Source organism: Haloterrigena turkmenica DSM 5511, assembly GCF_000025325.1.
GTDB classification, from domain to species: domain Archaea; phylum Halobacteriota; class Halobacteria; order Halobacteriales; family Natrialbaceae; genus Haloterrigena; species Haloterrigena turkmenica.
This window is the reverse complement of the sequence record NC_013743.1, coordinates 1,142,597-1,154,414: the sequence shown is the minus strand read 5'-3', so window position 1 is coordinate 1,154,414 and position 11,818 is coordinate 1,142,597. Positions and strand designations below refer to the sequence as shown.

Genomic DNA, 11,818 nt, shown 5'->3' with positions numbered 1-11,818 from the left:
GATACATGGTTTTCCGGCTCGTGCTCGGCTGTGGAACGGTCGGCCGACAGGTCGTCGAACGGTTCCCCGAGCGCGACGCACGCACCGGCGATCGCCTGCTCGTCGTCACCGACGACGAGAGCGTCGTCGAAACGCTTCGCGACGAGAGCCTCCCGGCGCGGCGGGCCGATCCGACCGATCCGTCCGTGATCGCGAATCTCGAGACGCCGGACGTGATCTTCGTCGCCGGCGATCGGACCGACCGGAACCGGCTCGCGCTCGTCCAGGCTCGAGAGCGGTTTCCGACGAGTTCGATCGTCGCCTACATGGGCGGGAACGCGACCGAGGCGGATCGAATGCGGTTCGACGAACTCGCGGATTGCGTGGTCGACGCCCGGCAGTCGATGGTCGACCACATCCTCGAGGGGACCGTGAGTTTCTCGGCCGGCGCCGCGATCGGACTTCGGAAACAGCTGGCGGAAATCGACGGCCGGCTGGCGGTGGTGATGCACGACAACCCCGATCCGGACGCGATCGCCAGCGCCGTCGCGCTGGTCGATATCGCCGCCGAGCTTGGCGTCGACGCCGACGCCTGCTACTTCGGCCAGATCTCCCACCAGGAGAACCGCGCGATGGTCAACCTGCTCGATCTCGACCTGCGGAACCTCTCGCCGGAGGAGTCGCTCGAGGAGTATGCGGCCTTCGCGCTGGTCGATCACTCTCGGCCCGGCGTCAACGACCAGCTACCCGAGGAGCTCCACATCGACATCGTCATCGACCACCACCCGCCCCGCGGTCCGGTACCCGGCGAGTTCGTCGACCTCCGCGAGGGGGCCGGGGCGACCAGCACGGTGTTGACGGAGTATCTCGACCGGTTCAGCCTCCACCCGCGGCGACCGACGGCGACCGCGTTGCTGTACGGGATCCGGATCGATACGAACGACTTCACCCGCGAGGTCTCCCCGGCGGATTTCAACGCCGCCTCGGTGCTGTGGCCCCACGCCGACACGTCGATGCTCGAGCAGATCGAGCAGCCGACGGTCGAAGGAGAGACCTTAGAGACGATCGCCCGGGCGATCAAGAACCGCATCCAGCGAGATTCGGTGGCCGTCGCGAGCGTCGGCGAGATCACTAACCGCGACGCCCTCCCCCAGGCGGCCGAGCAGCTGCTGTCGATGGAGGGCATCGAAACGACGCTCGTCTTCGGCTTTCGCGACGAGATGGTCTTCGTCTCCGCGCGCTCGCGGGCGGCCGACGTCGACTTGGGCGAGACGGTCCGGGACGCGTTCGATCGGATCGGCAGCGCCGGCGGCCACGCCGATATGGCCGGCGCCCAGCTCGAGCTCGGTATCCTCGGCAACGTCGACGACGCCGACGAGGTCGAATCGATCGTCAGCGTCGTCGAGGAGGTCATCACGAATCGGTTCCTCGAGGCGATCGACGCCGGGCCGGGAACGTCCGTCGGGGCGTACACCCAGACCAGCGAGCGGCTGTTCTCGGTCGACGACGAGTCCGAGGCTCCCTCGGGGGACCGAACGGCGGCCGACGAGAGCGGGGAGTCGGTGTAGGGTGTCGTCTCGAGACCCGCGCTCCGCGACGGGGTCCGAGCGGTCGCGGAAGACACGTTTTTGCGCGCGGGGCCCGTTGACCCGCCTATGGAGGTCCTGTCGGACCGGAGCAAGCCGAAGGTCAAGGAGTACATGACGCGCGACGTCGCGACGGTCGCTCCCGACGAAACCGTCGGCGACGTCGCCACGCGGATCGCCGAGAGCGACGAGCACAGCGGCTTTCCCGTCTGCGAGCGGCGCCGCGTGGAGGGATTTATCAGCGCCCGCGATCTGTTGCTGGCCGACGATGGCGATCCGATCTTCAAGGTGATGGCCACCGATCTGCTCGTGGCCCACCCGGATATGAAGGTGACCGACGCCGCCCGCGTCATTCTCCGGTCGGGCATCCAGAAGCTCCCCGTCGTCGACGACGCCGGCAACCTCGTGGGAATCATCTCGAACGCCGACGTCATCCGCAGCCAGATCGAGCGCGCCACGCCCGAGAAAGTGGGGAAACTCGTCCGGACTCTAGAGGAGATCCACGACACGCACCTCGAGCAGGAGCGTCGAACCGTCGCCCTGGCGGAGCTGACGCCCACGCAGGGGCGAGTCTACGCCGACGAACTCGAGGGTCGGCGGTACGAACTCGAGCACGGGCTGGCCGAGCCGCTGGTGGTCATCGACAACGGCGGCACGCTGTTGCTGGCCGACGGCCACCACCGGGTGCTCGCGGCCGATCGGCTGGGGATCGACGAGATGGACGCCTACGTCATCGTCGTCGATCGGACGATCGAGCTCGGGATGGCCAAGACCGCGGAGAAGGAGAACCTAGAGCGGATCGACGACATCGAGGTCGTCGACTACGCACACCATCCGCTCGTTCAGACGACCGAGCGGCTGCAGTCCGACGACTGAGTTCGTCCGGCGATTCGGCGGCGACGGGTTCCTCTCGGCGTGTCTGATCTGATAGCCGCGGCTGAATAGTTACAAGTGTCGTGGGGAACGATCGCGATATATGACAACAGAGATAGTCGAACGGACGGACGACTACACCGTGGAACTGGAGTCGGAGCTCGGCATCCCGGTCTTCACGTACGAACGGTTCGTCACGGGCGAGGAGCTTCGGGAGGCCGCGCTCAGGTGGGCGGAGATCATCGAAGCGGAGGATATCGACCGCTACGTCGTGAACACGGCGGCGTTCATGGCGCACAGGGACGAGGACAAGCAGTGGCTCGCGGAGACCTGGATCCCGAAACTGCTCGATCTCGGCGTCCGGGCGGGGGCCGGCGTCCACTCGGACTCGGCCGTCTCGTCGCTGGAGATGGGACGCGTCGAGACGAAACTGAACGAAATCGATCCCGAATTCGAGTACCGCACGTTCACGAGCGACGCGGACGCACTGGAGTGGATAGCCGAGCAGTAGCGGGCGTCCGCCTGCCGACCGAACTGCCCCGAATCTCGCTCCGCTGAGCGCGGACCCACTGTAGTTTGGAGACGGGTTCAACCCCGACTGGTCCCTCCGAACGGATACGATGAAACGCGCAAACGTCCAGCGGAAGACCGCTGTTCGGTGTGGCGACTGTCAGTCCATCTTCACGGCCGAAATCGGGGACGACGGCGCGGTCTTCCTGATCGGAATGGGTGACCGCTGTGGCTGCGGTGGGACCGAATTTCGGAGTTTCGCCTGATCGGTCCTCCCGGGACCGAACCGATCTGTTGGCTAGCCGCTGTCGCGATCGTCCTTCGTCACACGCTACCATTCCCCGGAATCCTTAATGCCGCGTCCGGCAAATCGTGTGCGTATGTACGACGAGGAGGACCTCGAGTCGATCCGGGAGGCCACCGACGAGTGGGAACGGGAGACGCTCGAGCCAGCCCTCGACGTCCACGGCGAGCGCAGCGAGCGGTTCGCGACCGTCTCGAACCACGAGGTCGACCGGCTCTACACCCCCGATGACGTCGCCGACCTCGACTATCTCGAGGACCTCGGCTTTCCGGGCGAGGAGCCCTATACCCGCGGACCGTACCCGACGATGTACCGCGGTCGGACGTGGACGATGCGCCAGTTCGCTGGCTTCGGGACGGCAGAGGAGACCAACGAGCGCTTTCACTACCTAATCGACGAGGGCCAGACCGGCCTCTCGACGGCGTTCGACATGCCCTCCCTGATGGGGCTGGACTCGGACGACCCGATGAGCGAGGGCGAGATCGGCCGGGAGGGCGTCGCCGTCGACACGCTCCGCGATATGGAGATTCTCTTCGACGGGATCGATCTGGCCGAGATCTCGACCTCGTTTACGATCAACCCCTCCGCGCCGGTGATCTACGCGATGTACGTCGCGCTGGCCGACCAGCGGGGCGTTCCCCGAGAGGAACTGCGCGGGACCCTCCAGAACGACATGTTCAAGGAGTTCATCGCCCAGAAGGAGTGGGTGATCCCCCCGGAGCCGTCGCTCGATCTCGTGACGGACGTCGTCGAGTTCAGCACCGAGGAGACGCCGAAGTTCCACCCCATCTCGGTCTCGGGCTATCACATCCGGGAGGCCGGTTCGACCGCCGTCCAGGAGCTGGCCTTCACCCTCGCGGACGGCTTCGCCTACGTCGAGGACGCGATGGAGCGGGGACTCGACGTCGACGCGTTCGCGCCGCGGCTCTCCTTTTTCTTCAACTGCCACAACTCCTTCTTCGAGGAGATCGCGAAGTATCGGGCAGCTAGACGGATCTACTCGCGGGTGATGGACGACTGGTACGACGCCGAGGCAGACGAGTCCAAACGGCTCAAGTTCCACACCCAGACCGCCGGCCAGTCGCTGACGGCCCAGCAGCCGCTAAACAACGTCGTCCGAGTGACGATCCAGGCGCTTGCGGGGGTACTGGGCGGCACGCAGTCGCTGCACACCAACAGCTTCGACGAGGCGCTGGCGCTACCGAGCGAGAAGGCGGTCCGGGTCGCCCTGCGCACCCAGCAGATCATCGCCGAGGAGTCCGGCGCGGCGGACATCGTCGACCCGATGGGCGGCAGTTTCGCCGTCGAGGCGCTCACCGACGAGACCGAGCAACGCGCCATGCGCTACCTCGAGGAGATCCGCGAGATGGGCGACGGCTCCGTCCGGGACGGCATCCTGAAGGGCATCGAGGACGGCTACTTCCTGCGGGAGATTCAAGACGCCTCCTACGAGTACCAGGAGCGCGTCGAGCGCGGCGAGGAGGTCGTCGTCGGCGTCAACAAATACACGCTCGAGGAGGACACCAGCCCCGACACCCTTAAGATCGACGAGACGACGGCCGAACGGCAGCTCGCACGCCTCGAGGACGTCAAGGCCGACCGCGACGACGCGGCCGTCGAGGAGGCACTCGAGAATCTCCGCGAGGCGAGCGAGCGCGGTGAGAACACGATGCCGTACATCGTCGACGCGGTGAAAGCGTACGCGACGATGGGCGAGATCATGCAGGTCTTCGAGGACCAGCACGGCGCCTACAGCGAGGAGATCGGACTAGCCTGAAACGAGCGGGGGAGTCGGTCGTCAGTTCGTAACGGGTCGGCTGCTCTCGAGTTGCGCTCGGAGGTGCTCGGCCTGCTCGCTGTGCACTCTCAGCGTCACCGTATCTCGATCCTGGCTGTACCGAACGTACTCCGCGGCCGCCAGTTTCGGAACGTGGGTATGATACAGGGAGAGGTAGACTCGCTTCACCGTTTCGGCGGAGATCTCTGGGAGCGACGCGTCGTACTCCCGGACGGCGACTTCGTCGGCCAGATCGGCCAACGGAAGCGGGTTCTCGTACTCGCGAAGACACTCAAGGGCGTAGCGACGACGCTGGTGTGAGAGGATCTCGAAGACGGTGTTCGCAGTTTCGTCTGCTTCTTGTGGCCCAACCATGTGAGAGCAAGAGGTCCCGTCCTGAAGAGGGGCCGGGTTGTATATACCGAGAGCAGTGGGACCAGACGCTAGACGGTGCGTCCATCGAGGGTCAGAGCAGGAACGTCGACGCCAGGCCGACGAGCCCGGCGAGCGTAAAGCCCAGCCCCGGAATCGCGAGCAGCCCGCCGAAGATCACGTAGAGCGAGCCCGACCGCTGGCGATCCGGGATCACCGTCGACCGCTCGCCGGCGGACACCTCGAACCAGTCGTCGCCGCCGACGGTGACGAGCGCGTCGTCCGTGCGGTCTCGAGCATCGTCGACGACGGAACCGCCGAAGACGTGGACGTCGGTCCCCGGCTCGAGGCGAAGCTCGCGGCACTGGGTGACCGCGTCGCTCGAGGCGGACGGGTCGTCCGTCGGCTCGGCGTCCGCACTGGGCAGGCCGACCGCGGCGAGGCGATCGCGCGCGTCGAACGGGAGGTCGGCGCGGTCCGTCCACGCCGTCGCGTCCGGCTCCCAGTCGGCAAGCGAGAGGACGGCGTTGCGCGGGTCGACCGCGACGCGGTCGCCGCCGTCGACGACCTCGAAGGGGACGCCGGCCGACGCTCGTCCGTCCTGGGACCAAATCTCGTCCGCGTTCGTATCCACGTCCGCGTCGTCGCGGTTCCGGGAGCGAGACTGCACCGCGTAGGCCAGACAGTCGGTTTCGGAGATCGGCGCCTCGAGGGTCCCTTCGGCGCCCGCTCGCGCGACTCCGTTGAACGCGACGAGGCCGGTCGCGTCGGCGACCTCGCTGAGCGGCGTCGGCCCGGCCCGCCGGAGCCGTCGAGCGAGGCGAACGCGGCCGACGCCGATCGACGCGACGAACAGCCCGGCCCCGAGGATCGCCAGCCCGACCAGGAGCGCTCCGCTCATGACGAGCAGATTCGTCGGCGGCATATCGGTCGATTACGGATCTGGAAGGATAATACCCGCGAACTGTCGGCTCTCGGATCCAGTGTGAAGTCTCGGAGGTCGGCCGATCCGCGAAACCGCCGGACGGAACGCCGACAGGGGAACGTTTATCCCGATCTTGTCCGATGGTAGCAGTGTTTATGAGCGACGATACCGGCGAGCCCGAAGTCGAACTCGAGGCGAGACTCGAGGAACGGGAGACGTTCGAGCCGCCCGAGTCGTTCGTCGAACAGGCGAACGTCTCGGATCCGGACGTCTACGAGGAGTTCGAGGAGAACTGGCCGGACTGTTGGGAGCGGGCGGCCGATCTGCTCTCGTGGGATGAAGCGTACGATACCGTCCTCGAGGACGGGGACGCGCCGTTCTACGAGTGGTTCACCGGCGGAGAGTTAAACGCCTCGTACAACTGCCTCGACCGACACGTCGAGGAGGGCGCCAAGAACCGCGCGGCGATCAAGTGGGAGGGCGAGCTCGGCGAGACGCGGACCTACACCTACGGCGATCTGTTGAACGAGGTCGAGGCCTTCGCAGCCGCGCTGCGTGACCTCGGCGTCGAGGAGGACGACGTCGTCACGCTGTACATGCCGATGATCCCGGAGCTGCCGATCGCGATGCTCGCCTGCGCTCGCATCGGCGCGCCCCACAGCGTCGTCTTCGCCGGCTTCTCGGCGGACGCGCTGGCGACGCGGATGAACTCGGCCGACAGCGAGTACCTCGTCACTTGCGACGGCTACTACCGTCGCGGCGACGCCCTGAACCACAAGGAGAAGGCCGACAAGGGGCTGCGCGGCGTCGAGAACGACGTCCAGACGGTCGTCGTCGACCGACTCGGCGACGAACTGACCCACTTCCTCGGCGCCGACGCCCACGACTACGGCGAACTCGTCGCCGATCACGAGGGAGCGAGCGTCGAGCCCGTTTCGCGGGACGCCGAGGACATGTTGTTCCTGATGTACACCTCGGGGACAACCGGCGAACCCAAGGGCGTCAAGCACACGACCGGCGGCTATCTCGCCTACACGGCCTGGACCTCCCACGCCGTCTTGGACGTCAAACCCGAGGACACCTACTGGTGTGCCGCAGACATCGGCTGGATCACCGGTCACTCCTACATCGTCTACGGCCCGCTCGCGCTGGGCACGACGACGATGATGTACGAGGGGACGCCAGACTACCCCGAGAAGGACCGCCTCTGGGACCTCATCGAGCGGAACCGCGTCGACACCTTCTACACGGCGCCGACGGCGATCCGGTCGTTCATGAAGTGGGGCACCGAGTACCCCGAGCGGCACGATCTCTCCTCGCTGCGCCTGCTCGGTACCGTCGGGGAACCGATCAACCCGCGGGCCTGGAAGTGGTATTACAAGCACATCGGCGGCGAGGAGTGCCCGATCGTCGACACCTGGTGGCAGACCGAGACCGGCGGGATGATGATCACGACGCTGCCCGCGATCAACGAGATGAAACCCGGCTCCGCCGGGCCGCCGCTGCCGGGTATCGATGCCCGCGTCGTCGACGCCGCCGGCGAGGAGATTTCGGCCGGCGAGGCCGGCTACCTCACGGTCAACGACCCGTGGCCGGGCATGCTCCGGACGCTCTACCGGAACGACGAGCGCTTCATCGAGGAGTACTGGCAGGAGTACTCCGACCCCGACGCCGACGAGTGGGTCTACTTCCCCGAGGACGGCGCGACGGTCGACGAGGACGGCTACGTGACCGTCCTCGGCCGGGTCGACGACGTGATCAACGTCTCCGGCCACCGGCTCGGGACCATGGAGATCGAGTCCGCGATCGTCGGCGTCCCCGGCGTCGCCGAGGCCGCCGTCGTCGGCGGCGACCACGAGATCAAGGGCGAGGCCGTCTACACCTACGTCATCCTCGAGGACGACGCCGAGCCGAGCGAGGACATGCGCGAGCGGATCGTCGCAGCCGTCGAGGACGATATCGGACCCATCGCCCGCCCCGAGGAGGTCCTGTTCACGCCCGAACTGCCGAAGACGCGCTCTGGCAAGATCATGCGCCGCCTGCTCGAGGACATCGCCAGCGGCGACGAGCTGGGTGACACCTCGACGCTCCGGAACCCCGAAATCGTCGACGAGATCGCCGATCAGGTCGATAGCGGGGCGGACGGCGAGGTCGCTGATGCTGACGGAGACACCGACGACGATGATGACACTGACGACGCGGACGCCGACGGCGACGCTGACGCCGACTCGGACAGCGACTGATCGTCTCTCTGCCGTCACACCGCGTTTTCGTCGAATCGCGAAACGACCTGGACGACCAGGAGGAACGTCACCAGAAAGACGCTGACGGTCACGCCGCCGTAGAGCGCGAACGTGGCCGGCGTGACGGGAACGGCCATCTCGAGGACGGTGATCTCCTCGAGGTCCGTCATCACCGGCAGGGCGTAGCCGAGGATGGCGCCGAAGGTGGCGGTGGCGGCGATCAGTACGAGACAGAGGCCGCCGACCACGCGGCGACCGCCCAGTCGTCGATCGGCAGTCACGGTCGCCCGTTCGCGGCGCGTGCCCGAGGTCCTTGCGCTTCGTCTCGAGCAGTGCATCGCGTTCGATCGGCGCCTCGAGACGCCGCCGGTCTCGCGAGTCCCAAAATTATTTGGCCGCAGTTGTTTCGACGATGTCGTCGTACGAACGCGTACGGCAGGGTCGTCGGCATCGGGCTCCCCGTGCCCTGCCGTTGCATTCCCACTCCCATCCCACTCCCCATCCCCCACTGCCTGTGTCGCGCCGACCGCTGCCGAGCGCGACAGTACCGATCCGCGCGAACGACGTCGGCGCGTTCGCGCGCCACCCCTCGTTTTTTACCCGACGTCGTCGTATCCTCGAGGAACGTAGCCGTGGGCTCCGAACAAACTGACGCCACCGGTCCCGACGCGAAGCGCGACACCGACGAGTCACAGCGACGGCTCGCCGAGAAGGAACTGTTCCTGTTGTTACTCGTCGGGATCGCGCTCCTGATGGCGCTGCTCGGGTTCGTGCTCATCGTCACCTGAGACGTGCGTCGAGAACGGCGGACGCGGACCGATATATCGGTCGTCGAGGTCAGTGGGTCAGTTCTTCTTTTGGTCTATCGTCGTCGTATCGTGATACGTGCGGTCGTCCCCTTCGATCACGCGCGCCGCGTAGTAGGTGACGAAGCCCAGCGTCGCGATCATCGACAGCAGGATCGCGAACTGGATCGTCGACTGCAGCGGTTCGATCCCCCACGGGTTGAATACCGCGAAGAGAGCGACGAAGAACACCATGATCGCGAGGGGGATCAGGTTGACCGCGAGATCGAGCGTGATTTCGGCGTCGAATGCGCGTCGGCTCATGGATATCTGTTAGCGGCGTCGGTAGTGGACGATCACCGTGCCGACGACCGTCACGATGCCGGCGATCGCGATCGCGAGGCCCCGAGTGGTGAGCCCGGTCAGTCCGTCGGCCGTAGCGGGTACGACGGTGTCGGTTCCGAGCGCGTACAGCACGCCGCCGCCGAGCGCGAAGACCGCGCCGAAGCCCATCGCGACCGGCAACGGATCGGCGACGTGGTCCGACTCGGCGAGGATCCCCGCGACGCTGGCGGCGAACAGCACGAGTCCGCCGACCGCGACCGGGAAGAGATCGACGACGATGCCGACCTCCGATCCCGCGAGCCCGATCGCGACCAGCACGGGCCACGGGCTCGCCGTCTGCCGCTCGCGATCCCGCTCGCCGCGCTCGTTCGCACTCGAGTGATCGACCATCGACGAGGGGCTACCACGTCCCGCTAGTAGTAGCTAGGGTCGTCCGTCGGAACCGAAGACAGTCACCGAAGTCGATAGAAATGGGCTCTCGAGACGACGCTGGATCAAGGCGATCGGATCGAAACGCGTCGACTTGAGGTAGTCGGCGTCGATTTCGCGTGGGACCAGGTCGGCGATCGCCTCGTCGATGGCCGGCCGCCACTCGGCAAGCGTCTCCCGCATACTCGGTCCGAGAGGGAGGGGCGTGAAAAAGATTGTCAGTTTGTCGTGTCAGATTCGAAAGTGTGCTACCCTGTTATGCATCCGGTACGGGCCACGACTCGAGCGGTACAGTTTCCCGGCCGGCGGTCCACGGCGGAGATATGACCGACTGGATCGGAGACGTCTTCACGAGCGACGTCGGGTGGACGCACCTCGAGACCCTCGTCGATATCGGAACTCGGATGGCCGGCAGCGACGGCGAGCGCGAGGCCGCCGAACGGACTCGCGACGCGCTGGCCGACGCCGGCACCCGGAACGCCCGCCTCGAGTCCTTCGACATCCAGGGCTGGACGCGCGGAGAAAGCGAGATCAGTGCGGGCGAGACGAGCCAGAACTGCATCGCCCTGCCGCGCAGCCCCGCCGACCGCGCGACGGCGCCGCTGGTCGACCTCGGCTACGGCCTCCCCGCGGACTTCGAGGAGACCGACCTCGAGGGAAAGATCGCGATGGTTCGCAGCGACGTTCCGGACTACTACGATCGCTACCTCCACCGCCGGGAAAAGTACTATCACGCCGTCGAGAACGGCGCGATGGGGTTCGTCTACCGAAACCACGTCGAGGGCTGTCTGCCACCGACCGGGAGCGTCGGGAGCGCGGACCCACGGTCCGCGGACAGTCGGACGGAGTCCGACAACGTCGACGAGGATCCCATCGGCGAGATCCCGGCTGTCGGCGTCTCGAGCGAGGTCGGCGCGCGGCTGGCCCGCCGGTTCGACGGCGAGGAGATCGAACTGATCGTCGAGGCCGACATCGGCCCGGCGACGAGCCAGAACGTCCACGCCGAACTCGGCCCCGACACCGACGAGCGCGTGCTGGTGACGAGCCACGTCGACGCCCACGACATCGCGGAGGGCGCTGCGGACAACGGCGCCGGGACCGCCATGGTCGTCGAACTCGCGAACGCGCTAGCTGCTCGCGAGGACGACCTCGAAACCCGCGTCGAGTTCGTCGCCTACGGCGCCGAGGAGGTGGGACTGGTCGGTTCGACTTACCACGCCGAGCGGACGGATCACGACGCGATCAAAGCCATCGTCAACAACGACGGCGTCGTCAGCGATCGGACGCTGTCGCTGACGACCCACGGCTTCGATGGCCTCGAGGCGGCCGCCGACGAGATCGCCGGCCGCTACGATCATCCGATCGAGACGGTGCCGAAACTCGGCCCCCACAGCGATCACTGGCCGTTCGTCCAGTGGGGCGTCCCCGGCTATCACGTCAAATCGACGTCGGACGAGGTCGGCCGCGGCTGGGGCCACACGTTCGCCGACACGATCGAGAAACTCGAGCCGCGAACGCTCCGCGAGCAAGCGATCCTCCTGACCGACCTCGTCGTCGAACTCGCCGGTGAGGACGCGACCGTCGCGCACCGCGATCCCGAGGCGATCGCCGCCGACCTCGAGGCTCAAGACCTCGCGGACGGAATGCGGATCACGGGCGACTGGCCCTACGACGAGGGGGCCGACTGATC

13 protein-coding genes and 1 pseudogene are annotated in these 11,818 nt (G+C 66.6%); 8 read left to right on the top strand and 6 right to left on the bottom strand.

Going from position 1 to position 11,818, the window contains the following annotated elements; translation table 11 throughout:
- Window positions 1-5 precede the first annotated feature (5 nt).
- The 5 genes from HTUR_RS05470 to HTUR_RS05455 all read left to right on the top strand — a co-directional run bounded on the left by HTUR_RS05470 (window position 6) and on the right by HTUR_RS05455 (window position 5,029).
- Window positions 6-1,547 carry a DHH family phosphoesterase gene (locus tag HTUR_RS05470; protein ID WP_012942307.1) on the top strand — a complete coding sequence of 514 codons (1,542 nt, stop codon included), beginning with the start codon at window positions 6-8 and terminating at the stop codon, window positions 1,545-1,547.
- Between the two features lie 87 nt (window positions 1,548-1,634).
- Window positions 1,635-2,441, top strand: a complete 807-nt coding sequence (locus HTUR_RS05465) for a CBS domain-containing protein (RefSeq protein WP_012942306.1) — start codon at window positions 1,635-1,637, stop codon at window positions 2,439-2,441.
- Window positions 2,442-2,541: 100 nt separating this feature from the next.
- A complete protein-coding gene (locus tag HTUR_RS05460; RefSeq protein WP_012942305.1) occupies window positions 2,542-2,949 on the top strand; it encodes a hypothetical protein in 408 nt (135 codons plus the stop codon).
- Window positions 2,950-3,058: 109 nt separating this feature from the next.
- Window positions 3,059-3,214: a hypothetical protein gene (locus HTUR_RS27255; protein ID WP_012942304.1), complete on the top strand. Its 156-nt coding sequence runs from the start codon at window positions 3,059-3,061 to the stop codon at window positions 3,212-3,214.
- A 114-nt stretch (window positions 3,215-3,328) separates the two neighbouring features.
- Window positions 3,329-5,029, top strand: a complete 1,701-nt coding sequence (locus tag HTUR_RS05455) for a methylmalonyl-CoA mutase family protein (protein WP_012942303.1) — start codon at window positions 3,329-3,331, stop codon at window positions 5,027-5,029.
- 21 nt (window positions 5,030-5,050) lie between these two features.
- On the opposite strand, the gene HTUR_RS05450 is transcribed toward HTUR_RS05455, so the two are convergent.
- Window positions 5,051-5,404, bottom strand: coding sequence for a DUF7344 domain-containing protein (locus HTUR_RS05450; RefSeq protein WP_012942302.1), 354 nt, complete (start codon window positions 5,402-5,404; stop codon window positions 5,051-5,053).
- A gap of 91 nt (window positions 5,405-5,495) precedes the next feature.
- Entirely contained in the window at window positions 5,496-6,326 is an 831-nt protein-coding gene (locus HTUR_RS05445) for a hypothetical protein (protein WP_012942301.1), read from the bottom strand.
- A gap of 155 nt (window positions 6,327-6,481) precedes the next feature.
- Here HTUR_RS05445 and acs point away from each other — a divergent pair, with 155 nt between their 5' ends.
- Window positions 6,482-8,569: an acetate--CoA ligase gene (gene acs, locus HTUR_RS05440; RefSeq protein ID WP_049941621.1), complete on the top strand. Its 2,088-nt coding sequence runs from the start codon at window positions 6,482-6,484 to the stop codon at window positions 8,567-8,569.
- A 14-nt stretch (window positions 8,570-8,583) separates the two neighbouring features.
- Here acs and HTUR_RS05435 read toward each other — a convergent pair whose 3' ends face one another.
- A complete protein-coding gene (locus tag HTUR_RS05435; RefSeq protein WP_148225321.1) occupies window positions 8,584-8,850 on the bottom strand; it encodes a DUF7520 family protein in 267 nt (88 codons plus the stop codon).
- Window positions 8,851-9,201: 351 nt separating this feature from the next.
- Here HTUR_RS05435 and HTUR_RS27250 point away from each other — a divergent pair, with 351 nt between their 5' ends.
- Window positions 9,202-9,357, top strand: a complete 156-nt coding sequence (locus tag HTUR_RS27250; RefSeq protein ID WP_012942298.1) for a hypothetical protein — start codon at window positions 9,202-9,204, stop codon at window positions 9,355-9,357.
- A 57-nt stretch (window positions 9,358-9,414) separates the two neighbouring features.
- Here the strand turns inward: HTUR_RS27250 and HTUR_RS05430 are convergent, their stop codons facing one another.
- The 3 genes and pseudogenes from HTUR_RS05430 to HTUR_RS05420 all read right to left on the bottom strand — a co-directional run.
- Entirely contained in the window at window positions 9,415-9,678 is a 264-nt protein-coding gene (locus HTUR_RS05430; protein WP_012942297.1) for a DUF6684 family protein, read from the bottom strand.
- 9 nt (window positions 9,679-9,687) lie between these two features.
- Window positions 9,688-10,089 (bottom strand): DUF7541 family protein, encoded by a 402-nt coding sequence (locus tag HTUR_RS05425; protein ID WP_012942296.1) that lies wholly within the window; start codon window positions 10,087-10,089, stop codon window positions 9,688-9,690.
- An 81-nt stretch (window positions 10,090-10,170) separates the two neighbouring features.
- Window positions 10,171-10,311, bottom strand: a pseudogene (locus tag HTUR_RS05420) (polyprenyl synthetase family protein); the annotation flags it as partial.
- Window positions 10,312-10,451: 140 nt separating this feature from the next.
- Here HTUR_RS05420 and HTUR_RS05415 point away from each other — a divergent pair.
- Window positions 10,452-11,816, top strand: coding sequence for a M28 family peptidase (locus HTUR_RS05415; protein WP_012942294.1), 1,365 nt, complete (start codon window positions 10,452-10,454; stop codon window positions 11,814-11,816).
- Window positions 11,817-11,818 lie beyond the last annotated feature (2 nt).